Source organism: Bacillus sp. LUNF1, from assembly GCF_011008975.1.
GTDB lineage: Bacteria > Bacillota > Bacilli > Bacillales > Bacillaceae > Bacillus > Bacillus velezensis.
The window spans coordinates 1,820,202-1,844,257 of sequence record NZ_CP048876.1; the positions used below are offsets into that span (position 1 = coordinate 1,820,202).

A 24,056-nucleotide genomic window follows, 5' to 3' on the forward strand; every position below is an offset into this window, starting at 1 on the left:
TATTGGCGCAGGCAGGGGAGGAAACTCTCCCGCTTACCAGAGTAAAAATAAAAAATGGTTATCTTAGATTGATTTTTTAAAAGTAAAAACGCCATAAAACTTCTTATGGCGTCTGTCCGAACTAAGGGATGCAATGTTTGGGAGACGAATATAAATCGTCAATGTGCTAGAAAAGGAATGCAGCACCTACAATGATTAACAAAATGAACAGCACAACGATCAATACGAAAGAACTTCCACCGTAATTTCCACCGTAGTTCCCCATATTATTGCCACCTCCTGTTGTTAGGATAGTACATAATATGCCGGACGATAAATTTCGACATAGATTTAAGTCTAAATAAGAAAAAATGGATGTTATGTCTAAAATGAAGAGCTTAGAAGAATATAAAATAATGGGAAGTTAACTGAAAGAGAGAAATGGATTGGACGGTTTGCTGTTTAAAGAGGAGGGATATGGCTAAACATGCAATAAAACTGTGTATGAAAGTGGTGAGCCATGAAGTTACTTCATCATGCAGAGCCACATACGAAGAGGTACAGGGGAATTATAGTTAACGAAAATATTCATCATTTCCCGGGCAAGCGCAGTATACGACAAATCAAAACAAATCACAAAGGGACGGAAGGTACGATACAAGGAGGCTGCTTGCGGGTATGTGGTGCAGATAAAGTTTCCGTTTCAAAAAGGTCATATGTTTATTCCAAACTTTACGTTTATTCCTGCAGAATGCTTGTAAAAGAAAGTCGGCAAAACTGCCGACTTTCCTAACGGAATTTAAATCTCAACAGTCTAAAGAAACCATCGACACTATCACCGGTGCCGCTATCATATTTCAGGATGTATTCTCCTTTTTGGTTAACGCTGAATTCTTGAATGAACGTTTTCCCTGCATTTAATGTCGTAGAGGATAAGAGTGTATTTCCATTAGGATAATTAATGGTGAATTTGAAAGATTTGCTGCCGTCATTCGCAACAAAAACTCTGATTTTTCCTGGAGAGCTGCCTTGATAGTTGAATGAAAACTTACCGGTACCGCCAGAAAAAGGCTGACACGCAATATACGGAGCGTCACATGACCAACCAGCAGGTTTCATAACTTTATCTGGGTTTTGCAAAGGTTTTGCAGAAACATCTGCAGTCCCCATTAGTGGAATTAACCCAAAAGCAAGAGCGCCGGCAATAATTTTCTTTTTCATTCGTATTCCTCCTCTTAATAGTGAATGTGATACAGCTATAAATTTACAATATTTATAAAATAATTCCTTTTTTCAAGTTGAGAGAAGAAGAAAAAATTAAAAGAGGACAAATAAATGTCACAAATTAACAAGCCATACACTGCAGTAAACTGGTCAAAGCATGAAGATGATTTCACTTAAAATGAAAAAGCGGCCTATTGGGTGGGGTATATTTGTAGGCAACGATGACCGGGGCGGCTGAGGATCAACTGAAACGAAGTATATTCTATATTCCCAGGCAAGGAGTATTTCTTTAACCTGAAACTTTTATAAAGCATTAACGTATTACTTTATAAAGGTAAATAAGGAGGCTTCTGAATGGGATTGAAAAATTTCTTTAATATTGAGTTAAAATGCTCTATCTGCGGAAAAACATTAAAATCAGGGGATGAGATAACAGCTTATCTTACACTTCCGAGTGAGAAGAAGATGCCTGTGGGGAGAATGGATAAAGTGTTAAGCAAACACTCTGATAAGGTCTGCTGTAAAAAGTGCAGTGAGTAGGTTTTTAGTGTTATGAGGAACCTCTGGCGGGTTTCCTCATAACAAATATCAACCAATTAAATTAGAAAAAAGCGAAATTGTGATGATTAAAGTAGATAAAGAACTGAGGGATACCAAAGGGATCATTTTTCGTTTACTTTGTTTTTTTGAAGGTTTGTTTAGCTCGTGGATCACTGCACCCCATAAAAGCATGGATGCTAAAATGATAAGACTCATATGTAACAACACTCCCTTGTTTTTATGAATTTTACCATATTTATCACAAGAATGTCGATAGAACGAACATCTCTATAAAAAGAAGATTTTTATCTGAAATTGTTGAGAGATTCAGTGAACTATTATGTAGATTAAATTAGAGAAGTTCGAAAAAGGCCTCAAATTACTCAGTGAAGATGAATATGAAGAGGTTCACAGTTCATATCCTACAATTGCTCAAACGTTCAGTCACATCTGCGCGGTGGATGTTATGTGGCTTCAAGTGCTTAAAGGGATAGACATGCAGGAAGCATTGGAAGGTTCTATGGCTTATGCGGAAAGGGCTCATTTATATTCTGCAGATGAATTTGCGGCGTCTTATGAAGAACTGGCTTCACAGTTTGAAGAATGGATGAATAGCCAAACAGATTTAGAACAAAAAATGAACTTAAATAATCCTTGGTTAGGTTACAGAGAAACTGCTTACTCAGAAATTTTATTCCATGTTGCCAATCACGGAACTTATCATCGGGGCAGCATAACAACTATGTTAAGACAGCAGGGCTACGCTTCGGCAATGAATGACCTTGCATTATATTGGTATCAGGGTTAGTTCAGAGAGTACTTGCAAAATGAATAACCGCTGAATGGTCTGTAGAGCTTTTTTTCTGAACTAAATGACAAAGTCTCATTCAGTCTGAGTGGGGCGCTGAGCAAGAATAGAGCTCAAAGGCTGCCGTATCATTCCCGGCAGCCTTAATGATTAGGAAGTAAAATCGATAACCATACGGCCGGTCACTTTCCCTTGCTCCATTTCTTCAAATATATCATTCACGTCTTCAATCGGGCGTTTTGTCACTTTAGGTACAACTTTACCGTCTGCAGCAAATTGAAAAGCTTCCTTCAGGTCTTCTCTGGTACCCACTAATGAACCTACTACCTGAATTCCATCTAACACGAGACGGGGAATATCTAAATCCATTTTGTCCACCGGTAAACCGACGGCGACTACGCGAGCTCCTGCTTTTACAACATCAATCGCTTGATTGAAAGGGGTTTTAGAGACAGCCGTGATGACCACTGCATCAAGCCCTAAATCGTTAGTCACTTCTTTTGCTTTAGCGACGGGGTCTTCGTTTAAACTGTTTACAACCGCATCAGCGCCTAAGCTCTTAGCAAAATTCAATTTTTCATCGCTAATGTCGAAAGCAATTACTTTAGCGTTAAAGACATTTTTTGCATATTGAACAGCCAAGTTGCCTAAACCGCCGACTCCGAATACACCGATCCATTGACCTGGCTTAATTTCACTGACTTTAACGGCTTTATAAGTTGTTACACCTGCACAAGTAATGCTGCTTGCTGCTGCAGGGTCTAAATGTTCCGGCACCTTTATTGCATAATCAACCGCTACGATTGCTTCTTCAGCCATTGCGCCGTCAACTGTATAGCCGGCATTTTTCACATCACGGCACAAGGTTTCGCGGCCAGTTAAGCAATATTCGCAGCGGCCGCAGCTCTCAAACATCCAGGCAATAGAGACGCGGTCTCCCTTTTTTAAATTTGTTACACCTTCACCAATCTCAGTTACAATGCCTATTCCCTCATGACCTAAAGTGATGCCTGTAACATCCCCGAAATCAGCATTTTTAACATGCAAGTCAGTATGACATACACCGCAGAATTCCATCTTAACTTTAGCTTCACCATGTCGCAAAGGACGTAATTCTTTTTGTACAATCGCTATACTTTTGTCTTTTGTTGCTACTACTGCTTTCAAATCATACACCCCTTTCAGATATTAGCAGAAAATTTTTACTTATCTTACAATCTAGCACACTGATCTTATTTTGAAAACCCTTACATTTTCTTGCGGACAAGTGTTTCTGCAAAAATTGAGGGAGCCATGCAGGAAAGATCCTTTGGATGATTTGTCATCCGAATGGTGTTTAAATGGGGGGATTGTCGTCTCCAAATGCACAGAATTTACATAGTATACATCAATAGACACGTTTTCAAAGGAGGTCTTTTTTTGAGCGATAGAAAGCTGACGGAAGATAAATTCGATAATCGGCTCACTAAGTTTGCGCCCTTTATCAGCCCTAACCCTGTTACATCATTTAATCCGGTTCAAAGATATCCTAAAATCGATAAAACGTCGTTCATAAGTCCGTTTTCCAGCGTGATAGGAGACGTGAGAATAAAGGACAATGTTTATGTAGCGCCAAATGCTGCTATTCGTGCAGATGAAGGAACACCCTTTTATATTGGTTCAAATACAAATCTTCAAGACGGTGTCATTTTACATGGTTTGTTAAAGCAATTTGTCACAGTCAAAGATAAGGCATATTCCATTTATATCGGAAACAATGTAAGTGTCGGGCATGACGCTCCCATTCATGGCCCTTGTTATCTTGGAAATCACACGTTCATCGGTTTTAAGGCAATCGTGTACAATGCAATTATAGGAAAAGGATCATTTGTTTCATACAATGCTGTTATCACAAATGGTGTACGGATTGCACCGAATCGGTTCGTTCCTCCCGGTGCCGACATAGATACACAAGAAAAAGCTGACAGACTCAGAAGAGTGACAGAAGAGGAACGTGAATTTGCACGGGAAGTGCCGCGCGTAAATCAAGAATTTCCCGCTTCTTATAAAGCGTTATTCAGCTAACGAAAAGCAAAATGCGAATATCCTAAATTAAATTAATGCATGAGAATTGGCGTCCCACGATGCAAGGTCAGATAAGTTTTGAGAGTCAGATTTCGGTTAGGAATTCGCAAAGGGAAGAGTTAAAAGCTGTTCATCGGATATTTGTGGGGAAGCTGCAAGAAGGGTCGAAGGTGAGCAGGGCGGCGGATTAAAACTGACCTTCCCTCAAATTTTATCCCAATAGGATTGACAGGAGGATACAATCATAAAAATAAAATGATGCTTCGCGAATGAGCCTAAAAGCGGCTCTTTTATAATCCGTCTTTTACGCTTTAACGTAGAAGTTCAGCACTCATGGTTCTGCTGGATAAGACAACTTTTCTTATACAATTAGCATAGTGAAGTTACTTATTTTTACATAACTGTTGGAAATGGTCTTTCCATCTGAGATAATAAAATTCATCTTGATTGATATATGGGGGAGTAAGGGTGGGCTGTTTTTATCAAGCGGCACGCAAACCATTTTACAAACAAATTCCTCAAGCGGTTTTTATAACCGAAGAAATTAGTGCTTTGGATAAACGCTGTAAGAAAAACTCTCTGTTTAAATAAACGAGGTGAAAATCAATGAATGGTATAGAATTCTTAGAATCTGTGTCGCGACTTGGACAACTCATTTTGGTGTTTTCCTGCTACGCCGTTTATTGGAAATTGGGTAAAACGAAAAGGGAGCGAAGACTTACAAAATTCGAAGCTTTTCTTAGGTTCTTTGTAATGTTTGGTCTATCTGCATGGGGACTGTCGTTTCTTGCTTTGAATTTGTGGTCGTAATCTTTCTGTCGATATTTGACTTGATGGGCTGTTACACCACTTTACACTTTCGGGAAACTCACTAGATATTATCTTCTGATACTGTCTTTAGTGATTCAATAAACGATGTAATATTGTATTTAAAATATTATGTGCGAACATCCATCATGAGAATCGGACGTATTCCGAGCGTATTTATGGGTAAATTGACTTTTTTATGATGATGTGTTAATATTATGCAGTAAAAATATTGAACTATTATATGATTATTAGATTACGGAGGTACATATGAATAGAAAAAGTAGTATGTTAATGAAAATAGTTTCCTCAGTTTCTATCTTGGGCTGTGTAGGTTTTGTAACTGAGTCAGGTTCACAAACTTCTTTTATGAATAACGTAGCTTCTGCTGCGGAAGCAGGCATTCTTCCTAGTGAAAATGCTTCATTATTATCTGAGTCGGGAGATATAAGTCATTATCATTTTGTTAATTCTAGTTCTGTTTTTAATTATGCTGATAACAAATGGGTTTATAAATCATCTACAACACCAATTAAAGATGTTAAATCATTTGATGGCAAAAACCTATATGCTACTGCGGACGATGGTTATTATGCAAAAATACTGAAATGGAATAATAGTTTAAAAGTATGGGATCAACTTGCGAGTTTTAGAGGCGGGCCAATTTTTGATTTAATCAAAACAAGTGATAATAAATTTGCTGCCGGTGGAGGAGAATCACGCAGATATGGGATCAGTTCAACAATTTTCACATCAATTGGCGGTGATGCGAGCTGGTCACAGAAAGTCAGTGGTTATAAATCCAAAGAGTCAAGTTACACCACGGGTGGCTACTTAGGTGTCGTGTACACTGGAGTTGCAATTGATGATAAGATTCTTATGTTCGGTAACTCATATGCTACAAACTATATAAGTGAGTCTTCAGATGGTATTAAATTTACCAGAAAAGGAAGTTTTGATGGTGAATATTTTGATGCTATTTACAATGGAGATAAGGTGGTGGCCGTAGGACAACAAGCAGGAGGGACATTTAGCGATTATGGTTTAGTTGCTGTTTCATCTGATAAAGGCGAAAGTTTTCAAACGACGGTACTGGGGTATAATGCTCCTCTGAATTCTGTTACTTATAAAGATGGAGTATACATTACTGTAGGAGATCTTGGATCAATTTATTATTCTGAGGATGCGCACAATTGGACTAAAGCATCTTCTCCTACAGCCAACAAACTAAATGATGTTGAATGGGATTACGTAAATAAACGTTTTGTTGCAGTTGGGGATTCCGGCACTGTTTTATTCTCCTTAGACGGAAAACGATGGATTTCAGTAAACAGTGGAATAAAAAATAATATTACCAATGTTGTTATGATGGAAAACTCATAATGACAAATAAAAAAAGCAATACCTTTTTAGGTATTGCTTTTTTTATATTTTTGCCTACCGTATGCCGACTAAGCTGGGATACAGGTTCACCATCTACAATGCTGATGGATGTACATTAAATATCAAACTGCAGAGAATTACACTGGCAGGATATGATTTTACCCTTAGTGAAAAGAATTTCACGGATAATCATTTGAACTTGAGCGCGGCTGATAAGGTGAATGGTGATGCAAACAGAAATCATTACTTATTGATCACAAAAGGAGCCGGCTGCGGAGATGTGTGGATTAAAGGCTTTTACGGATTCGAACACGATGAGCCGGATGCAGATTGGTGAGCGATACACAGTCAAGGTATTTCCTTGACCTTTTTTAATGGCAATAAAATTTCTGGATATTAAGATAGTGAATTGATGATCTGCCAAAAAACATAGATCTTTTAAAGTGATGGATATATACTGATTTTAAACAATAAAAAAATGGAAATTTTATTTTTATAAAAAGCAGGTGAACTATATGGAAGCGGCGACTTGGAGCAAAAGTCAAAGCTATACTTACACATTGGCTTTTCCAAGTTTGTCGTATGGTTTGATCTTCGGGCTATATATGTTTGTATACTCGGGTTTTGTGCCATTTGTATTGGTTACTGTGATTATCATTGCTTTTATGCATTTATTACTTACTTTTTGTTTGCTGTTCCTGTGCAACTATGGCTAAGAAAGAAGCCTAAAAAGTTTAGTTTGGTTCATCTTTTCATTTATACAGCAGTCGCTTTTTTAGCCGTGTTCTTGTTCTGGCACATAGGCAATCCGTCAATTGATTTCACAGTTTTCAGAAGTTTCATTTATTACATAATGTGCTTTGTTGCTGCGTTCCTATATTGGTTCTGGAACTCTATATTTCTGAGAAATTACAATGTTCACTGCAAGTAAAGCTGATGTTCCCAAAAGAAAGCGGGTGAGGAAAAATGGAATACATTGAGTTGACTAGGGACAATATTGATGACAATCATATTTGCTGTGCATTAGGTACGAAACAATATGAGGATGCGGTAAATGAAAAGAAGAGCTGGCTCAAAGATCGAATGATTGATGGCTTGGTGTTCTATCGCCTAAACGAACGGGCAAAAGTTTTTATTGAATATTTACCTGCAGAAGAAGCGTGGGTTCCGGTAAGCGCACCTCATTTTATGTTTATTAATTGTCTTTGGGTCTCAGGTAAATATAAGAATAACGGACATGCGAAACACTTGTTAGAAAAATGTGTGTCAGATGCAAAATCCCGCGGTATGGATGGGATAGTTCATATAGTGGGGAAGAAAAAACTCCCTTATTTAAGTGATAAGCATTTCTTTGAACATATGTGATTTGCTGTGCAAGATGAAGCAGAACCCTATTTTCAGTTGGTGTCACTGACGTGGAATGAACATGCACATCCTCCTGTATTTAAAAAACAGGTGAAAAGTAATTCCGTTAATGATGAGGGAATCACAATATTTTATACAGCTCAATGCCCGTTTGCAGTCGGATTGTTAAAGGACTTAAAGGAACTGACTGAAAAGAAAGGACTTCATTTTCAGGCCCGGCGAATAACGTCAAAAGATATGGCGCAAAAATCCCCGGCAGTTTGGACGACTTTCAGCGTGTTTTATAAAGGGACATTTCTCACTCATGAGATGATGAGCGTGAATAAGTTTGAAAAAATACTCAATAAGCTTTTAATGGCTTAACTTTGTTTAATTACCATTGCTCGTTTCTATATTCGATACTGAGGGTTTTTCACGAAAATTGTTCAGTACTTTACATCGCGGGCGGCAAATGAATGATTACTGTTTTTGACAAAGATGATAACGTCTATCATTATAGTAAAAATAGATTGAGATAAGTTCTTCAACAAACGAAGAAGTTCTTTTCAAAGATCGATAACAATGAAACAGGAGACTGCAAATGCAAAAAATTGAAACCCATCGCTTAATTTTAAGAAATTTCACCGAAAGAGATGCGCAAGGTCTGTTGGAATATTCGGCACATCCGAGAGTGAATTGCTTTCTTGATGACAGAATATCTACGTTAGAAGAAGCTGCCGTAAACGTTCAAAAAAGAAGCCGAGATGACTCTTATATTGCAGTTTGTTTAAAAGACAGTAATGATCTAGTCGGAGAACTATTTTATTTAAAAGAAGAGCCAGATACCTATTCTGTTTGCTGGAATTTCAATGCCCGTTTTGAAGGGAAGGGATACGCAAGTGAAAGTGCGAAGGCTTTCTTTGAGTATCTCTTTATGCAAAAAGAAGCAAGAAGGCTTTATGCATATGTTGAAGATGATAACTACAGGTCACAAAAACTATGTGAAAGATTAGGAATGCGTAAAGAAGGTTATTTTCTTGAATTTATTTCATTTACTGCACACGAGGATGGAACACCTAAATATGAAAACACTTACCAATACGCATTGCTAAAGAAAGAATGGTTAAAACAAAAACATAGTTAATAGAATTTGTGGGGAGATAACCTCTCCTTTACCGAAAAAACCTTGCTAGAAGCAGGTTTTTTTGTATTTAAGTTAAATACTTCATTAGGTTACCTAGTAACGAACAAAAAGATTCAGCTTGAAGGTTGGGAAAAACATGAAAATCATTATAGCAATGTTGTAAAATTAGAGAGAGGATGATTGTGATGGACATTTTGCAGTTTAGCGACAGAAGGTGCAGGAAGTAATTCGAATCAGCAATGTTCAATTCATTTTGATGAATTTAAAGAAGCGCTTGAGAATGGAAAAGTGGTTGATAATCAAAATGTTAAAAGCTGTTCAGAGTCAAGACCTATTTTACGGTGAGACTGAAAATATGCTCTTAATCTTCTGATGTTATTCAAAGCTGACACCTCTTGAAGCTTATGTATAAGAAAATAATACCATTGAAATATATGTGATATCAATGAATAAGGTTGGAAACGGAGGGGTTCAAAGTTGGGGCGATCTTGTGTAAAAGAAAGGATCAGGATGAATGTGAGCAGCATCCACCCTGATCAATGGGGTTCACAGTGTTCTATTTCATTGTATTCCAATCGGAATAATATAACAAGGGTGAAAAAGAAATAAGCGGAATGTTTTCGGCTTCTTCTGCTTCTGGAGCGGGAAAAGGAAAGTGAGATGTTTGAATGAAAATAAATGATTATCTGAAGGAAAGGTTTCCGACTTTTAAAATTAGTGCCCGGCATTTTTCATCAATGGGACGTGGGAATTCATTTTTCTCTCGGCGGCAATATGTATCAATTTAATGAAAGCGGTGCTTTGAATCTTGAGTATTTTCAGCTTGTTCATCATCAAACCGCCGCACTTTTCAATGAGCTGTTTGAACATAGCGATGACACGTTCCTTGTTGCCAACGTGTATAAGCACAAATCTCAAGGTAATCATGCGAGAAAATTAAAGGTTTATCAGCCGTTTCTGAAGTGTAAGGATGATTTATATCGGATTCAAGTGAAGACCTGTCCATGCCCGGTCGAAGAAGAATATGAAATGCAGCAGTTTTCTTTATTATGTAAACGGAAAGATCTGCGTATTCCCCAATTACTTAAGGCAGCCGTCCACGAAGATTTTCCGCTGAAGCCATGGTTCGGGGGCTGTTCCGTTGGGTATCCTGATGTTTTCTTTGTGAATATGACAAAAGATATTATTTTCTTTCTGTATGATGACAGAGGGTGTGAAGTCATTGCTCTTGATGCCGGAAGAATACGAAAGCTTTATGATCAATATCACGATTGGATTGAATTGGACTGAATATGCACACATGAATTCGAATCCGTTTGTGGCGGCTTTGTTCTTGCCTAGTCGGGCTGCATGAGTGTAATGGGCAGAATTGAAGGGCGCCAGAAACTTTTTTCCCTCTCATCCCGACCTTCTGCATGTTAAGCTTCTGTATTTATTTTGAACGAATTCCTATTTGTAAAACGGCTGAATAGAATAACATAAAAGCTTTTTTACACAGTGCAGGAGGAGAGAAATGTGAGGGCTGATCACCGTGATTGTATGGAAATTGGAATTTATTCATTTGCAGAATTATATCCCGATCCTCTGACAGGGAAAACAGTCAGCGCAAAGCAGCGGATAGATGAATTGATGAAGCTGGCGAAACTGGCTGACGACGCAGGACTTGATGTATTCGGTGTAGGCGAGCATCATCGTCTTGATTATGCGGTATCTTCGCCGCCGGCCATCTTATCAGCGATTTCACAGATCACTGAAAATATTAAGCTGACCAGTGCCACGACTGTATTATCCACAGCAGATCCCGTCCGTTTATTTGAGGATTTTGCAACGCTTGACCTTATTTCAGACGGCCGGGCGGAAATCATTGCGGGACGGGGCGCATTTTTAGACTCGTTTCCTCTTTTCGGTTATGACGTAGGCCATTATAAAGAACTGTTTGAAGAACACATTGACCTCTTTTTAAAATTAAATTCCGGGGAAGAATCGGTTACCTGGAAAGGACGTTACCGGCCGCCGCTGCGCGAGGCAGAAATTTCTCCGCGGCCTTTTCGCGGAAGCATTCCGCTATGGTTAGGTGTTTCGGGGACTCCGGAAAGCGCAGAACGGGCCGGGCGTGCAGGCGCGGGTTTGGCATTAGCTGTACTGAGCGGTGATCCGATGTCATCTAAGCCGCTTGTTGACAAATACCGGGAAGCGGCTTCTAAAGCCGGTCATCCTCCGGAACATGTGAAGGTTGCCGTAACCGGACATATGTTCATTTCAAAAACAAATGAACAGGCAATACAAGAATTTTATCCGTATCATTCAAATTACTGGTCTCACGTTCATTCATATCACGGGATCGATGAGCCTTTAACGAAGGAAGATTTTGAGCGGGCGTCCGGAAAAGAAACAGCTTTATTTGTGGGAAGCTCACAGCAGATCATTGAAAAAATCATGCATCAATACGAGTTATTCGGACATCAGCGATTTCTCGCGCAAATCGATATAGGAGGTATGCCGTTTAAAAAAGCCGCGGAAAACATCGAACGATTAGCAGCGGAAGTAGCACCGGTTATCCGAAAAGAAACCGGCAAATCCAGCGAATGAAGTTCTGAGCAAAAGGGGCGGGCCGGTCAATCGCGGATTCGACAACAGAATCGGCCCTGCTTTTTCTTTATGATTATAAAAAACAAAGGGGAAAGCGCGAACCTCATTGCTTTTTCCTATCAAGAAAAGGAAGGTCATTTCATCCTCCATCGTGAAGTGTATATACCGAAAGGTTTTTATTAATAAAAGAGGGAGGATGATGCAGTAATGAAGGGTTTAGTCAAAGCTGCAGTTTTAACTGTTACTCTTGGGATTGGAGGCGCTTTCTACACAAGTGATGCATCTGCGCACGGGTATATAAAAGAGCCCGTCAGCAGAGCGTACATGGGAGCATTAGAGAAACAAACATTGGGCTGGACGGCCGCTGCGCAGAAATATGGCTCCGTCATTGATAATCCTCAGTCTGTAGAAGGGCCGAAAGGATTTCCGGCTGCAGGTCCGCCAGATGGAAGAATTGCGTCTGCAAATGGAGGATCGGGACAAATTGACTTCGGTTTAGACAAGCAGACTGCAGATTATTGGGTAAAACAAAACATCCGCGGCGGTTTTAACACCTTTACTTGGTACTACACGGCCCCTCATGCGACATCAAAGTGGCACTATTATATCACCAAGAAAAACTGGAATCCGAATAAACCTTTGTCAAGAGATGAATTCGAATTAATCGGAACGGTAAACCACGACGGTTCCAAGGCAGATACGAATCTGACTCATAAGATTTTTGTGCCGACTGATCGAAGCGGGTATCATGTCATTTTAGGGGTATGGGACGTTGCGGATACTTCCAATGCCTTCTATAACGTCATCGATGTAAACCTTACACAATAATCTATGAATTACTGATCGGCTGCATGTTGATACATCGGCCGATCTTTTTAGTTTTAATGTGTGAATGAAAAGGGGAAAAACAGCAGAGCGCCATAAACATTTCATTTATGGCGCCGTACGATCATGGAGGTGGTGCTGACATGGATGCGGAGGTAAGAGGATTCTTAATAACCGCCGAGGAAAGAAGCCCCAACGATGATTAATAAAATGAATAGCACCACGATTAACGCAAAGGAGCTACCATAACCACCTGAGAATCCCATATAATCTCACCTCCTAAAGAGGATTAATACATATTATGCCGAAATGTAAAGTTTGATAGGGATGCTAGTTTACTTTTTGAAAAAAGGTTTTTTAGTCTATATTTCCTTTACATGACCATCCGTTAAAATGAGTAAAAGGAGGCATCGTACTGCTTCCTGTAATAGAGACGGGTAGGCTCATACATTGAGAAGTTGCGAAGAGAATGCGCAGGTGGCTTGTTTTTTAAAAAATGAAAAGTAACAAGCTATTAGGATTGGAACCTTTTGATTCAACGGAACAGGCTGAAGAAATGATTGGTTGATTTCAAGAGCAGCAGCATGAAAAAAGGGAATGCGAGAAGGAATAGAGAAAAAGATGCGAAGGGCATAATCGGAACCATGTATCAAAACGGACTGCCTGATGATATACGCGTATACTCCATTCTGAATGGGAACGTTAACGATCTAAATAGAAGAAATTCAAGTGTTCTGCGGTAAATAAAAAAGCCGATGAAGGCTTAACATTGATTAGAAGCCATAAAGCATTCTTTCCGCTGCGCTTTCTGCAGACGGAGTTTGATTGTAAGAAACGATTCCGATAATCACTAACAAGAGGATGAACACCAATATGCTCCACAACATTATTTTTAAAGACTTTGACATGGCTTACCCTCACTTTGAAAGACTTTACCGGGGATGCGATCGGAGCCCGCACTTCAAGTATAGTCGTTATAACGGTGAAAAATGTGCAGTCCAGTTAAAAAAACTTGCGGGCGCTGCCGCAAGTTTTCTCCGTATTAAGGTCTGTGGAATTCAATATGCTGATTATCACGATCGAACCACCCTCTGAAAGCCCAATTGATCCAGCCCCCGTCTCCTTTGTTATCGAAGGACCCGTCTTCGAAGACCCAGATTCTGTAAGTAATACCGTCATAAACGGCTGATCCGTAAAATTGAACGCCGTTAAAGCGGTCTTCATATTCTTGATTTAAATTGAACACCATGACGTTGTACTTCTGTCCTGATGCGTAAAATGTTGTTTCCATAACATTTTTTACCCAGCCGGTTCGGTTTTGATCTGACTTAACCGCTTCAGCAATGCGATCTGAGATTCCGAGAACATCTACGTTTACGTTCAGCCCGGCATCAACACCTGCTGCTTTTACGTTTGGTCTGCTGTTTGGGATAATTTACTTTCTAGCGGATTTGCAACGGGTGAAACGTGAGGCGCGTTTGCGTGTTCAGACTGACTGGCTGCTGAGGCACTGGCTGTGAAAGGAATTGTTAGAGATAAAGCTAAGCATGATCCGACTACCGTTCTGCGATTTTCATGGCTATGACCTCCTAAGGAAATTTTTAAAAATTGTTGCGAATTCATGGTATCGCAGAAAAATTGACCAAGCAAAGAGTAGATTTTCTCAAAAGTCATGTCATTCTATTTGTGTTGTTTTCTGTAAATGAAATACTTTTAATTAGGCAAAAAGGGAAGAAAATAATAGAGTCTTTTTATGTATTGTGATAGGATGACCGGATTTTGGGTGAAAATAGCCCGGAGAAACGCCATAATAAGAAAAACACCCGGAGTTTACCGGGTGTAAAAAGTGTTGATATGTCAAGTTAGCAGCATTTTTTACATTTTTTGCATTTTCTTTTATAAACAACGATGTAATCATAATCAAGATGCTTTTTATCTTGTTTCTTCTTTTTTTGTTTAGGTTGCTTTGGGTGGTGATCATAATGTCCGTTCATATCCATATCCATGTCCATATCCATACCCATATCCATACTCATATTCCTCCTTTTTTCATCTGACGGTAGTATTCTATGACAGAAAGTATGGATGGCTTGGACAAATGAAACGGTATGCTGAAAAAGAGGCATCTCATTCGGTATAAAAAACAGGATCATACCCGCCCGATAGAAAAGAGAGGAGATGATCCTGATATTGAGACCCTATTTGATAACCGCAATTGCAATGCCGTACCCTTTTTCAGAACTGTATAAGGCCGTCAGTTTCAATACCTTCCAGCCTTCCGCGGCTTTAGTCCCGATTCCGTTATGGGCCGTGATATAATCTCCCGGGCTGACCGTACCGTCGACCCGTACGTAATGCCGGCCGTTGAGTCCGACAATGTGCCATTCGTCTCTGGCCGCGCGTGCTTCATAGTCAGCTTCAAGAGCCGGACTGCAGTCCGGGTTTTGTTTCGGCACGCGTACCGTTTCTCCTGTTTCTTCGTCAGTCACATTTTCGTATATGAAACCGCCGAACTCATTTGTCAAAAAGCGGCTTTGCCATCCGAAGCTTGCGGCTCCTGAGATAAAAGCGGCTGTTTCTGAAATGACGCCGAGCATGTAATCACCGACGTGAGCCGGTTCAATTTTTTCGCCTTTTACTGTGACGATCGTCCCGGCGGGAATTGTCTGACCGGTTACACTTTCAAAATATTCTCCGTACCCTGACAAGGAAGAGGTGACAGCTCCGGCGAACGTACCGTGGCCGCCCGCTGAATCCAGTTTCCATTTGATGGACTGATGCCCTCCGGCAACCGTGTATGGTTCTTCCAATGTAATGCTTTCTGATGACAGAATCGTTCTGGAGACTTTGCTGCCCGTAATATGGACATTGTTTGAAGCGGCGATAAATGCCCTTGAACCTTCAGAACTTGAACCTCCGGAAGAGCTGATGATCGCATTTCTGTCACCTCTGGCCGTAATATCGCCTGTTCCCGCAATAACGGCGCTTGTCGGGTTGAATGCAAAACCGGAGCTGGTCGCGAGCTGTGCGCCTCCCTTTAAATTGACGGGGATCTGCTCATAAGTCTGTCCTTTTATAGATGCGGCCGCGCTGTAACCTTCCGCTTGCACCCCGAGAATGACGGCCTGACTGTTAGGGGACGTAATTCCGACGGAACCGCCGTCTCCGATCATCGTACCGTTCATAATATTTACGTTATATTGGCCTCCGCCGATTGAGATGCCTTTAGGAGAAGACTTGTATATATCAAAATTTAAAATTTTAACATAATCGGTTTTATTTGATCCGCCGGATATATTGATGTCAACACCTGCTTGTGTAAAGCCGCGTATTTTAATGCCGTTGATCGTAATATTTTGACTGCGGTATTGAAGAGCCACGACTGGATTCCCGCCATAGTCGTATGAGGGATCACCAATAGCTGTGAATCCGTTTACATTAACGTTTTTATAGGCAGAGATGACCAGCGCCCTCGGGGTCACACCGTCATAGAGAGCATTAAACACCGGTTCAATCGCGGTGCAATCGGTTAAAGTAACATCATAAGCCGTCGTGCTTTCGGGGTCTGAGGCCTGATGATGGCCGATATGACGAATATCAAATGAACGTACATCACGATACGAAACATGCCCGATAATATGAACATTTTGAGAAGCCGGCCACAGGCTGTGCGCCTTTACCTCAATCCCGCGGATATTTCCGCTCGTATAGTTATTTAAAAGCCATACATGTTTAGAGCCGTCGTCAATTTCAATGCCGTTCGAGTTTGCGCTGCCCTCAGCATGCTCTGTGCCGCGGGGGTTTCCGGAATGGCAGTTGGAAATGAAAATATACTCGCTGTAATGGGTGGTAATGCCGTCGTCTCCGGCGCCGTATGCCACACAGTTATCAATCCATATATATCGGCACCCGTCTTTCGTCCATTCTGTTTCAGGCAAATGATCGTAAGTCGGAGATGTAATATCAATACCATGGAGACCCGCGTTAACCGTTTCAACATTCTTAATCCAGCCGTATTGCACATTAGCAAACGTTAAACAGCTGGAAAACTGTCCTCCGGGGTTCCTGACCCCGCATTGACGATCAGGATTCCAGTCTAAAGTCATGTTCTGGACAAAAATATTACGGTTTCCATTATCGTAATCATCGTTAGTAATGACCCATTCGTATGCGGGAGTGTCCTCATGAAGCTTTAGCACGGTAATCCCTTGTCCCTCACCGGAAATGGTAGTCCATGAGGGGAGTTTTATCCCTTGAACCAAAAATTCTCCTGCGGGAACATTTACTTTGACCCGGCCGTTCCCGATCGCTCTCCGAAAGGCTTCCGTATTGTCCCGGCCGTCAGGGATCGCTCCGTAGTCCTCCACATTCACTTCCCGGGTGATTTTATTCTTAAGCATTTCGTATTCTGTATCAAGCCGTTCTTTTAAAAGTGAGGTGACCATTCCTTCCGCCGTCACCCGGGCATCTGCGATCTCAAGATTATCATCCGTTGCGGAATGCTTAATAAAATTCTGCATCCTTGCTTTGAGATGCTCCAATTCAGAGGGCTGTGCAGGGCGAGACTGCAATGGGGCGTTTAAAGACGGATCAGGAAAGTTTTTAAATTGAACCATTCTAAAGACACCTCTTTCTTTTGATATAAGCGCCTGAGGCAGGGGACAGAAAAGAGTCGCGCGCCCTTTAAGCGCTTATTCTTCAAATTCTTTATTCAGAACGAAATTCCTTTTGAAACCAAGGTGAAATTTTAAAAAAGCTCTGGTGAAAGAACGGATATAAAGCTTTGCATTATTGTAATTGAAGCTGTCATGTGAAAATGGAGGAAAAAACTGATAGGAGGGGCCCTCATTTTAGGTTTATTCTCATTGACTTCGCAGTGCTTCCTCTTCGGCTGCATATACACCAAAATCAACATTCTTAACAGTTAAATGGTATAATGGGGCACGGATTGGTCATCAATACGACTGAAATAGGGAAGCAAAAGGAGCAGCGAAAATGACTTTACAAATCAAAATTAAATATTCAGATGATACGCAAACGAGAATCAGTAAAATTGAACAGGGCGATTGGATTGATCTGCGGGCAGCTGAAGATATAACAATCAAAAAAGGTGAATTCAAACTTATCCCGCTTGGAGTTGCGATGGAACTGCCGGAAGGATATGAGGCCCATGTCGTTCCGCGTTCAAGTACATATAAGCATTTCGGTATCATTCAGACAAATTCAATGGGTGTCATTGATGAATCTTATAAAGGCGACAATGACTTCTGGTTTTTTCCTGCATTCGCGCTTCGGGATACCGACATTTCCAAGGGGGAGCGGATCTGCCAATTCAGAATCATGAAGAAAATGCCTGAAGTGAAGCTGATCGAAGTAGACAAGCTCGGGAACAATGACCGCGGCGGACTGGGATCAACAGGCACGAAATAAAACGAAAAAAGGCTGCTTAACAGCAGTCTTTTTTTTATGGAAACAGCAGTTACATTCAATTTGTTTCGATGATTCTTGAATTGGGAAATCATACGTCACGTTCGAATTTGACTTCGAAATAAGCGGCCGCTCCGTAATCGTTTATGCCGGGAGCAAATATTTGAGCCGGACGCCAGCCCAGCTCAGCATATTGATAAAATGATTTCCCTGCAGTCCTCACTCTCTTCCAAAACTAATGAGAAGGGTTTCATTTTTATCATTTAAGTTTTTGTATCTTTGACAGAAAGACTTTTTTAGGTTAAAGGATAGAGGTTGTTTTGATGTTTTTATTCTCCAAGATGAACGGAGGTTTTGTCCAACGTATATAATATTGTGACAAAAGTGTAAACAAAAGAAAGGATGATGTTATGGCAAAAAGGGTTAGAAGAGTAGAGCGTAAAGCAGCTGGCAAAGAGGCAGAGCAGAAGAAACCGTCCAAAGTCACCCTGTTCTGCCGTTCGCTTCAAAGGCTGAAGCATTTGTATTGTAACATAAACATACAAATGCCATCAATAACCAAAAAAGGAATTTTAGTTTTAATTTTACCGTTTTTGCTCCTGCCGTTCTTTCAGGCTAATGCCGCTTCAGATATTTACGGCGGTTTCGAGGAATTAAAGCTGAATGAAGATCCTTCCGATTTTTCCATTTCAACGCGAGAGCATGACCCTTCTGTCCTCATATTAGCTATACACGGCGGAGGCATAGAGCCGGGTACCAGTGAGTTATCTAGAGAAATTGCCGAAAACCGGAGTTTATATTTATTTGAAGGGTTAAAATCAGCCGGTAATGCGGCTCTGCATTTGACAAGTTCGCATTTCGATGAACCGAAGGCCGTGCAAATGGTGAAAGAGCACTCTAATGTCATTTCATTGCACGGTTACGGCAGTGACGATAAAAAGATAAAAATCGGCGGTACAGACAGAGAGCGGGCCGAACTTTTGACCGATGTGCTGAAACGGCACGGGTATCCTGCCGTTCTTCTTGGCATAAATGATAAATATGCAGGCGTCAGTCCGAACAACCTTGCCAATCAATCTTCATCCGGACTGAGTATTCAAATCGAAATGAGCACCGGCTTCAGAAAATCACTATTTGACACTTTTACGCTGAAAAGCAGAGCATCCACACAAAATGGAACCTTTTATCAATTCACAAAAACGATTTCTGATTTTATCAGTGACAATTATTAATAAGCACGCCTATTTTGCCGGCGGGGCTTTTTCTTTTGAAATTTATGAAACTTTAAGTTCTTAAGATCGTATACATAATTGACAGGATGAAAGAAAAGAGGTGGGCAAATGAAAGTGATGATCGGGTCTATCATTCTTCTTGTCATCATCGGATTCGGTTTATGGCTGATGCTTAGTCCAATCTTTAAACAAGTGGGAAGCGGAGCCAAAAAATTCAAAAAGTCATGGGAGGAAGAAGATCAGCATGAGCGAAAATAAGCGCGGAAACACAAAAAAAATTCTCGGCGGTGTGATTATAGGTGCAGCCCTTTTAATTGCGGGCGTTACAGCGTCACTATTCATTGAAAAAATACCGAACGGTTATGTCGGGGTTGTATACTCACCGAATGGCGGGGTAAAATCCGACACATTGGACCAAGGCTGGCACTTAGTCGGATTATTTAATAAAGTAACGGAATATCCGGTGCGTATGCAGACAGTGAATAATGAAAATATAAAAGTGGCAACCTCAGACGGTAAAAATATAGAAATGGATATCGCTTACAACTATGTCGTGCAGCCTGATAAAGTAGTCGATCTGTTTAACAAATTCGGCGCGGTAGACGTTGAAACGATTGAAAATACATATTTAAAAACAAGGCTGTGGGATGCGGCGCGAAAATCAATCAGCAAATACTCGGTTATTGACACATACGGGCAAAAATCTGCAGAAGCCGCTGCTGATGTCCAAAAACGGTTTGCTGATGATATGAAGAGTCTTGGATTTTTAATTGACGATCTGACGCTTGGCGTACCGAAGCCGGATAAAGCCACACAGGAAGCTATCGATGCAAGGGTGAAGTCTTCACAGGAACTTGAACGGACACAAACTGAAATTAAAATAGCCGAAGCCGAAGCGAAAAAGAAAAAAATTGAAGCGGAAGGGATCGCTGATTACAACCAAATCATAAAGAAATCAATGTCAGATGAAATGATCAAATATAAATGGATTGAAAAATGGGACGGAAAAACGCCGAAAGCGACAGGCACAGACTCACTGCTGCAGCTGCCGCTGGACGATCAGAAGCAAAAATAAAAAGAGAAGGAGGCGAATGCCTCCTTTTTATGTTTTTTCCTGAGGGTCTTTTTCCGGCACTAATTCTTCAGACGCCTCGGTTTGATAGCTCCATAGCGTGCTATCCGTCTCTGTTGTGTCCTGATAATCTTCGGGAAGTACATATTGCTGCAAATACCGGTGAAAAAATGCCTCAAAAACAGAAATGCAAAGTGCAGAGATAACCGATGCCGCGGCAGGCGAGACATTAAATCCGCCAATATTCATAAGGAATATCCATAATATAATGAATGAAATTCCGAAATCAGCTGCAACGGCTGTGAAATTGCTTGTTCTCGGCAGAATCATGCAATCACCCGCAAAATAAGTGATTAAACTTAAGATCACTGTAATAAACAGAACGTTTAAAAAGGTTACTTGGTACATAAGATCCAGAACAATGTACAGTAAAGCAAGTGTGAGCGCCGTTTTAGAAGCGAAAGCAATTACGTGTTTCATTTGAACCACCTTCGTTATTTCGTTTAGTCTTCATTGTAAGCAATCCGCAAATTTTTAAACTGGTATATAGTGGTTATAAAGTATACGTTTTAATAAAATGTGAATAGACATCACAGGATTCGCAAGTTAAAATATGTAAAAAGGGGGATGCAAATGAAAAAATACTGGATATGTATTGCTGTTTTTTTATTATGTTTTAGCGGAATACACTCAGCTAAAGCGGCTACCACTGAATTTGGATCAAAAACAAGCTTCACTTTGGAGGGAAATGCAAAAGAGTTTCATATTGAAAATCCGGGGGCTGTAGCTGCCGACGATTACTTTTTAGGATATAAGTTCACCATAATGAACAACTCTTCGTGCGGTTTAAGCATGAAACTCCAGCGGATGGCGCTGAACGGAAATTTTTATACATTAAGCTCTAAAACCTACAGCGGCAGCTGGTTAAACCTCAGTGCCCAGGATAAAAAATCAATTGATCCGTATCACAAATACAGGATTCTGGTTGAAAGTTCTTCAAACGTCTGTGGCCCCGTCTATATTAAAGGGTTATACGGTGTAGAATATTATCATTTTGATTGAAAATAGATACTCGCTAAAGGCAGCGGGTTTTTTTATATTTAAATATAACTTATCGTACTATGTACTAAATATTCATATATAAATTTTGATGCACCCGCCCAAAAAAAAGATAAACAAAAGCAAATTCATCACGCACTAATATACAAAGTTGAAAAATGGATGAAAAGTTTCTCAAGGGAAACATTATTAGTTGACTTCAAAAGTGTGATGTCGGATAATAAGAATGTAAGTTTTTCCTCCTTAGCAGATTCGTTTCTTAAGCCAGGGCGAATCTGCTTTTTTTATGCAAAAAAACCCCTTACAGAGGGGTTTTTTACGATAAATGAAGTTTAATAGAATTAATGTACGGCTCTGAATACGCCGATAACTTTCCCCAAAATGCTTACGTTTTGCAGGATAATCGGCTCCATCGTCGGATTTTCCGGCTGCAGCCGCACATAATTGTCTTCTTTATAGAAGCGCTTGACCGTCGCTTCATCATCTTCGGTCATAGCTACGACGATTTCTCCGTTATTGGCCGTGTTCTGCTGTTTGACGATGACGTAATCTTTGTCAAAAATGCCGGCGTCGATCATACTTTCTCCCATGATTTCTAACATAAAGACATGTTCGCCCGGAGGAACCATCCGGTCAGGAAGCGGAAAATACTCGTCGATATTTTCAACAGCCGTAATCGGAATACCCGCCGTCACTTTCCCGATGACCGGAACGTTTACGACCTGGCTTTTCGGAATTTGGACTTCTTCTTCATCCAATACCTCAATCGCCCTCGGTTTAGTAGGGTCCCGTCTGATCAGGCCTTTTGTCTCCAGCCGCGCCAAATGGCCGTGCACGGTTGAACTGGAAGCCAGTCCTACTGCTTCTCCTATCTCTCTTACAGAAGGCGGATATCCTTTCGTTTTTACCTCTTCTTTAATAAAACGCAGGATATCAAGCTGCCTTTTTGATAGCTTCGTCATATTTCGCACCTCAAAACGTCGATTTTAAGTAGATTATAGCATGATTTTCCTGACAGTACAAACATAGGTTCGAAAAAAACGATTGACAGAAACGTTTGTTCGTATATACTGAAAGGTATAAAAAGCGAACAAACATTCTTATCGGAGGTTGTTTACATGGCGAAAGAATCTATTATATTTGTCGGGCTGTTTACTGCAATTTTAAGTGCCGCTATTTTACTTGTCTCATGTGCGGGGAATGATCAGTCCCTCAGCCAATATGTTAAAATAAAGGTTCAGGACGGCGATACACTCTGGTCACTTGCGGATCATGTAGCAGAAAAGAAACACATTAATAAAGAAGATTTCATTGAGTGGGTGACGGAGAATAATCATCTCCAAACTGCTGATATAAAGCCCGGAGACGAGCTTATTCTTCCGGTTAAGAAAAAGCATCCGGCCGTATATCAGCTGGCCATTGTCAATTAGAGAGGAAAGAGAGAAATGAAGGCGCTCATTTATGCCCGCGTAAGCACAAACAAAGAACAGCAGCAAACATCATTAAAAAGACAGGAAGAGGAGCTCAGTGAGATCGCTGCTGCAAACGGCATGGAAGTCGTGAAAGTCATTTCTGAGAAAGCCAGCGGTTACGAAATGGACCGCGACGGAGTATTTGAAATGCTTGATGAAATTAAAAAATCACATATTGACGCGATATTGGTGCAGGACGAAACGAGATTGGGAAGAGGAAACGCCAAGATTGCGCTTTTGCATTGTATTTACAGGGAGAATGTGAAAATATATACGACGGCTCATAAAGGTGAACTGGAGCTTTCTGAAGCTGATTCGATGGTACTCGAAATCGTCAGTATTGTTGAGGAATATCAAAGGAAAATTCACAATATGAAAATCCGGCGGGGAATGAAAAGAGCCGTAAAAAACGGCTACAAACCTGAACGGAATCTGAAAAACAGGCATGAAAACAGCGGAAAAGAAAAAAAAGAGGTTCCGGTTTCGGAAATTATCAGGCTGAGAGCCAACAAGCTTACCTTTGCAGAAATCGCAGCGACCTTAAGGGGATTCGGCTATGACGTGTCCAAAGCCACGGTTCACCGGCGGTTTCAGGAATATACCGCAGACACAGAAGGCAGCTGACGCGCATCAGTTGTAAAAAAGACTGCGTTTTAGTAGTATATAATCAACACGCACCAAAGGAGCTTATTATGATTTCTAAAGAAAAAATCGCAAGAATTAACGAATTGGCTCAAAAAGCTAAATCAAACACGATAACGGATGAGGAAAAAGCTGAACAGCAAAAGCTTCGCCAGGAGTATTTGAAAGGATTCCGCTCCTCAATGAAAAATACGTTAAAGAGCGTAAAAGTGATTGATCCGGAAGGCAACGATGTCACCCCTGAAAAATTAAAAAGAGAACAACAGAAAAATAATCTTCATTAAACAGAAAGAATACGGCAATACGTATTCTTTTTTCGTATATACTAATATCAGGATGTGTTTACGACAATTTTCAACAAGTTTATCTCAAATTTAAGCTGAAAGAGTTGAGAAAAAGTCAGCATCGCTTTATGATGAAAAGGTACAACAATATGGAAGGGGAT

Annotated in this window: 27 protein-coding genes and 4 pseudogenes; 21 read left to right on the plus strand and 10 right to left on the minus strand. The window is 40.5% G+C overall.

Features of this window, described 5'->3' with window-relative positions:
• Positions 1-166: 166 nt before the first annotated feature.
• Both G4O42_RS08840 and G4O42_RS08845 read right to left on the minus strand, forming a co-directional pair.
• Complete coding sequence (locus G4O42_RS08840) at positions 167-265, minus strand: YjcZ family sporulation protein (protein WP_003154037.1); 99 nt, start codon at positions 263-265, stop codon at positions 167-169.
• Between the two features lie 503 nt (positions 266-768).
• Entirely contained in the window at positions 769-1,200 is a 432-nt protein-coding gene (locus G4O42_RS08845) for a hypothetical protein (protein ID WP_032875017.1), read from the minus strand.
• A gap of 357 nt (positions 1,201-1,557) precedes the next feature.
• Here G4O42_RS08845 and G4O42_RS08850 point away from each other — a divergent pair, with 357 nt between their 5' ends.
• The gene (locus G4O42_RS08850; protein ID WP_032875019.1) at positions 1,558-1,743 is read left to right on the plus strand and encodes a hypothetical protein; all 186 of its coding nucleotides are present in this window, start codon (positions 1,558-1,560) and stop codon (positions 1,741-1,743) included.
• A 346-nt stretch (positions 1,744-2,089) separates the two neighbouring features.
• Entirely contained in the window at positions 2,090-2,551 is a 462-nt protein-coding gene (locus G4O42_RS08855) for a DinB family protein (RefSeq protein WP_044801468.1), read from the plus strand.
• 150 nt (positions 2,552-2,701) lie between these two features.
• Here the strand turns inward: G4O42_RS08855 and adhP are convergent, their stop codons facing one another.
• Positions 2,702-3,718 (minus strand): alcohol dehydrogenase AdhP, encoded by a 1,017-nt coding sequence (adhP, locus tag G4O42_RS08860; protein WP_032875021.1) that lies wholly within the window; start codon positions 3,716-3,718, stop codon positions 2,702-2,704.
• A 252-nt stretch (positions 3,719-3,970) separates the two neighbouring features.
• On the opposite strand from adhP, the gene G4O42_RS08865 reads away from it, so the two are divergent.
• From G4O42_RS08865 to G4O42_RS08910, 11 genes and pseudogenes are all read left to right on the plus strand, one after another.
• Positions 3,971-4,615: an LbetaH domain-containing protein gene (locus G4O42_RS08865; protein ID WP_032875023.1), complete on the plus strand. Its 645-nt coding sequence runs from the start codon at positions 3,971-3,973 to the stop codon at positions 4,613-4,615.
• A 606-nt stretch (positions 4,616-5,221) separates the two neighbouring features.
• Positions 5,222-5,425 carry a hypothetical protein gene (locus G4O42_RS19965; protein ID WP_032875025.1) on the plus strand — a complete coding sequence of 68 codons (204 nt, stop codon included), beginning with the start codon at positions 5,222-5,224 and terminating at the stop codon, positions 5,423-5,425.
• A gap of 267 nt (positions 5,426-5,692) precedes the next feature.
• Positions 5,693-6,805: a WD40/YVTN/BNR-like repeat-containing protein gene (locus tag G4O42_RS08875; RefSeq protein ID WP_032875027.1), complete on the plus strand. Its 1,113-nt coding sequence runs from the start codon at positions 5,693-5,695 to the stop codon at positions 6,803-6,805.
• Positions 6,806-6,998: 193 nt separating this feature from the next.
• On the plus strand, positions 6,999-7,142 hold the full coding sequence (locus G4O42_RS20240; protein ID WP_007611678.1) for a hypothetical protein: 144 nt from the start codon (positions 6,999-7,001) through the stop codon (positions 7,140-7,142).
• 178 nt (positions 7,143-7,320) lie between these two features.
• Positions 7,321-7,431 (plus strand): annotated as a pseudogene (locus tag G4O42_RS20245) (UPF0715 family protein); the annotation flags it as partial.
• The gene (locus G4O42_RS08885) at positions 7,419-7,736 is read left to right on the plus strand and encodes a UPF0715 family protein (protein ID WP_372587185.1); all 318 of its coding nucleotides are present in this window, start codon (positions 7,419-7,421) and stop codon (positions 7,734-7,736) included. The pseudogene G4O42_RS20245 and the gene G4O42_RS08885, both read left to right, overlap by 13 nt.
• A gap of 35 nt (positions 7,737-7,771) precedes the next feature.
• Positions 7,772-8,533: pseudogene (locus tag G4O42_RS08890) on the plus strand (GNAT family N-acetyltransferase).
• A 217-nt stretch (positions 8,534-8,750) separates the two neighbouring features.
• Positions 8,751-9,293, plus strand: a complete 543-nt coding sequence (locus G4O42_RS08895) for a GNAT family N-acetyltransferase (RefSeq protein ID WP_032875029.1) — start codon at positions 8,751-8,753, stop codon at positions 9,291-9,293.
• 668 nt (positions 9,294-9,961) lie between these two features.
• A pseudogene (locus G4O42_RS08900) lies at positions 9,962-10,583 on the plus strand (DUF3885 domain-containing protein).
• 225 nt (positions 10,584-10,808) lie between these two features.
• On the plus strand, positions 10,809-11,882 hold the full coding sequence (locus G4O42_RS08905) for an LLM class flavin-dependent oxidoreductase (RefSeq protein ID WP_032875031.1): 1,074 nt from the start codon (positions 10,809-10,811) through the stop codon (positions 11,880-11,882).
• 207 nt (positions 11,883-12,089) lie between these two features.
• The gene (locus G4O42_RS08910) at positions 12,090-12,710 is read left to right on the plus strand and encodes a lytic polysaccharide monooxygenase auxiliary activity family 9 protein (protein ID WP_032875033.1); all 621 of its coding nucleotides are present in this window, start codon (positions 12,090-12,092) and stop codon (positions 12,708-12,710) included.
• A gap of 164 nt (positions 12,711-12,874) precedes the next feature.
• Here G4O42_RS08910 and G4O42_RS08915 read toward each other — a convergent pair whose 3' ends face one another.
• The 4 genes from G4O42_RS08915 to G4O42_RS08930 form a co-directional block, all read right to left on the minus strand.
• A complete protein-coding gene (locus tag G4O42_RS08915) occupies positions 12,875-12,973 on the minus strand; it encodes a YjcZ family sporulation protein (RefSeq protein ID WP_003154022.1) in 99 nt (32 codons plus the stop codon).
• A gap of 776 nt (positions 12,974-13,749) precedes the next feature.
• Positions 13,750-14,142, minus strand: a complete 393-nt coding sequence (locus G4O42_RS08920) for a hypothetical protein (RefSeq protein ID WP_050497024.1) — start codon at positions 14,140-14,142, stop codon at positions 13,750-13,752.
• 427 nt (positions 14,143-14,569) lie between these two features.
• Entirely contained in the window at positions 14,570-14,737 is a 168-nt protein-coding gene (locus tag G4O42_RS08925; protein WP_154018669.1) for a hypothetical protein, read from the minus strand.
• A 168-nt stretch (positions 14,738-14,905) separates the two neighbouring features.
• The gene (locus tag G4O42_RS08930) at positions 14,906-17,323 is read right to left on the minus strand and encodes a peptidase G2 autoproteolytic cleavage domain-containing protein (RefSeq protein ID WP_032875035.1); all 2,418 of its coding nucleotides are present in this window, start codon (positions 17,321-17,323) and stop codon (positions 14,906-14,908) included.
• Between the two features lie 379 nt (positions 17,324-17,702).
• Here G4O42_RS08930 and G4O42_RS08935 point away from each other — a divergent pair, with 379 nt between their 5' ends.
• The gene (locus G4O42_RS08935) at positions 17,703-18,137 is read left to right on the plus strand and encodes a dUTP diphosphatase (protein ID WP_032875037.1); all 435 of its coding nucleotides are present in this window, start codon (positions 17,703-17,705) and stop codon (positions 18,135-18,137) included.
• A gap of 88 nt (positions 18,138-18,225) precedes the next feature.
• On the opposite strand, the pseudogene G4O42_RS19975 reads toward G4O42_RS08935, so the two are convergent.
• Positions 18,226-18,333, minus strand: a pseudogene (locus G4O42_RS19975) (DUF4177 domain-containing protein); the annotation flags it as partial.
• A gap of 211 nt (positions 18,334-18,544) precedes the next feature.
• Between G4O42_RS19975 and G4O42_RS08940 the strand changes: the two are divergent.
• The 3 genes from G4O42_RS08940 (at position 18,545) to G4O42_RS08950 (ending at position 20,441) form a co-directional block, all read left to right on the plus strand.
• A complete protein-coding gene (locus tag G4O42_RS08940) occupies positions 18,545-19,366 on the plus strand; it encodes a poly-gamma-glutamate hydrolase family protein (RefSeq protein ID WP_032875039.1) in 822 nt (273 codons plus the stop codon).
• A gap of 108 nt (positions 19,367-19,474) precedes the next feature.
• Entirely contained in the window at positions 19,475-19,624 is a 150-nt protein-coding gene (locus G4O42_RS08945; protein ID WP_007410334.1) for a hypothetical protein, read from the plus strand.
• Positions 19,611-20,441, plus strand: a complete 831-nt coding sequence (locus G4O42_RS08950; RefSeq protein WP_007611716.1) for a prohibitin family protein — start codon at positions 19,611-19,613, stop codon at positions 20,439-20,441. Before G4O42_RS08945 ends, G4O42_RS08950 begins: the two co-directional genes overlap by 14 nt.
• A 27-nt stretch (positions 20,442-20,468) precedes the next feature.
• Here G4O42_RS08950 and G4O42_RS08955 read toward each other — a convergent pair whose 3' ends face one another.
• Positions 20,469-20,918 (minus strand): YndM family protein, encoded by a 450-nt coding sequence (locus G4O42_RS08955; protein ID WP_003154009.1) that lies wholly within the window; start codon positions 20,916-20,918, stop codon positions 20,469-20,471.
• Between the two features lie 153 nt (positions 20,919-21,071).
• Here G4O42_RS08955 and G4O42_RS08960 point away from each other — a divergent pair, with 153 nt between their 5' ends.
• Positions 21,072-21,500, plus strand: coding sequence for a hypothetical protein (locus tag G4O42_RS08960; protein WP_032875041.1), 429 nt, complete (start codon positions 21,072-21,074; stop codon positions 21,498-21,500).
• Positions 21,501-21,838: 338 nt separating this feature from the next.
• Here G4O42_RS08960 and lexA read toward each other — a convergent pair whose 3' ends face one another.
• Positions 21,839-22,459, minus strand: a complete 621-nt coding sequence (gene lexA / locus G4O42_RS08965) for a transcriptional repressor LexA (RefSeq protein ID WP_007611720.1) — start codon at positions 22,457-22,459, stop codon at positions 21,839-21,841.
• Positions 22,460-22,615: 156 nt separating this feature from the next.
• Here lexA and yneA point away from each other — a divergent pair, with 156 nt between their 5' ends.
• The 3 genes from yneA (at position 22,616) to G4O42_RS08980 (ending at position 23,895) form a co-directional block, all read left to right on the plus strand.
• A complete protein-coding gene (gene yneA / locus G4O42_RS08970) occupies positions 22,616-22,927 on the plus strand; it encodes a cell division suppressor protein YneA (RefSeq protein ID WP_003154001.1) in 312 nt (103 codons plus the stop codon).
• Positions 22,928-22,942: 15 nt separating this feature from the next.
• Positions 22,943-23,593, plus strand: a complete 651-nt coding sequence (locus tag G4O42_RS08975; RefSeq protein ID WP_003153998.1) for a YneB family resolvase-like protein — start codon at positions 22,943-22,945, stop codon at positions 23,591-23,593.
• A 68-nt stretch (positions 23,594-23,661) separates the two neighbouring features.
• Positions 23,662-23,895 carry a DUF896 domain-containing protein gene (locus tag G4O42_RS08980; protein ID WP_003153997.1) on the plus strand — a complete coding sequence of 78 codons (234 nt, stop codon included), beginning with the start codon at positions 23,662-23,664 and terminating at the stop codon, positions 23,893-23,895.
• Positions 23,896-24,056: the final 161 nt, after the last annotated feature.

Coding starts and splice junctions, on each gene's coding strand:
- G4O42_RS08840 (WP_003154037.1), bottom strand. CDS start 265: ATGGGGAACTACGGTGGAAATTACGGTGGAAGTTCTTTCGTATTGATC.
- G4O42_RS08945 (WP_007410334.1), top strand. CDS start 19,475: ATGAAAGTGATGATCGGGTCTATCATTCTTCTTGTCATCATCGGATTC.
- G4O42_RS08975 (WP_003153998.1), top strand. CDS start 22,943: ATGAAGGCGCTCATTTATGCCCGCGTAAGCACAAACAAAGAACAGCAG.
- G4O42_RS08915 (WP_003154022.1), bottom strand. CDS start 12,973: ATGGGATTCTCAGGTGGTTATGGTAGCTCCTTTGCGTTAATCGTGGTG.
- G4O42_RS08955 (WP_003154009.1), bottom strand. CDS start 20,918: ATGAAACACGTAATTGCTTTCGCTTCTAAAACGGCGCTCACACTTGCT.
- G4O42_RS08925 (WP_154018669.1), bottom strand. CDS start 14,737: ATGGATATGGGTATGGATATGGACATGGATATGGATATGAACGGACAT.
- G4O42_RS08850 (WP_032875019.1), top strand. CDS start 1,558: ATGGGATTGAAAAATTTCTTTAATATTGAGTTAAAATGCTCTATCTGC.
- G4O42_RS08845 (WP_032875017.1), bottom strand. CDS start 1,200: ATGAAAAAGAAAATTATTGCCGGCGCTCTTGCTTTTGGGTTAATTCCA.
- G4O42_RS08935 (WP_032875037.1), top strand. CDS start 17,703: ATGACTTTACAAATCAAAATTAAATATTCAGATGATACGCAAACGAGA.
- G4O42_RS08950 (WP_007611716.1), top strand. CDS start 19,611: ATGAGCGAAAATAAGCGCGGAAACACAAAAAAAATTCTCGGCGGTGTG.
- lexA (WP_007611720.1), bottom strand. CDS start 22,459: ATGACGAAGCTATCAAAAAGGCAGCTTGATATCCTGCGTTTTATTAAA.
- G4O42_RS08910 (WP_032875033.1), top strand. CDS start 12,090: ATGAAGGGTTTAGTCAAAGCTGCAGTTTTAACTGTTACTCTTGGGATT.
- G4O42_RS08980 (WP_003153997.1), top strand. CDS start 23,662: ATGATTTCTAAAGAAAAAATCGCAAGAATTAACGAATTGGCTCAAAAA.
- G4O42_RS19965 (WP_032875025.1), top strand. CDS start 5,222: ATGAATGGTATAGAATTCTTAGAATCTGTGTCGCGACTTGGACAACTC.
- G4O42_RS08895 (WP_032875029.1), top strand. CDS start 8,751: ATGCAAAAAATTGAAACCCATCGCTTAATTTTAAGAAATTTCACCGAA.
- G4O42_RS08960 (WP_032875041.1), top strand. CDS start 21,072: ATGAAAAAATACTGGATATGTATTGCTGTTTTTTTATTATGTTTTAGC.
- G4O42_RS08940 (WP_032875039.1), top strand. CDS start 18,545: ATGGCAAAAAGGGTTAGAAGAGTAGAGCGTAAAGCAGCTGGCAAAGAG.
- yneA (WP_003154001.1), top strand. CDS start 22,616: ATGGCGAAAGAATCTATTATATTTGTCGGGCTGTTTACTGCAATTTTA.
- G4O42_RS08875 (WP_032875027.1), top strand. CDS start 5,693: ATGAATAGAAAAAGTAGTATGTTAATGAAAATAGTTTCCTCAGTTTCT.
- G4O42_RS08930 (WP_032875035.1), bottom strand. CDS start 17,323: ATGGTTCAATTTAAAAACTTTCCTGATCCGTCTTTAAACGCCCCATTG.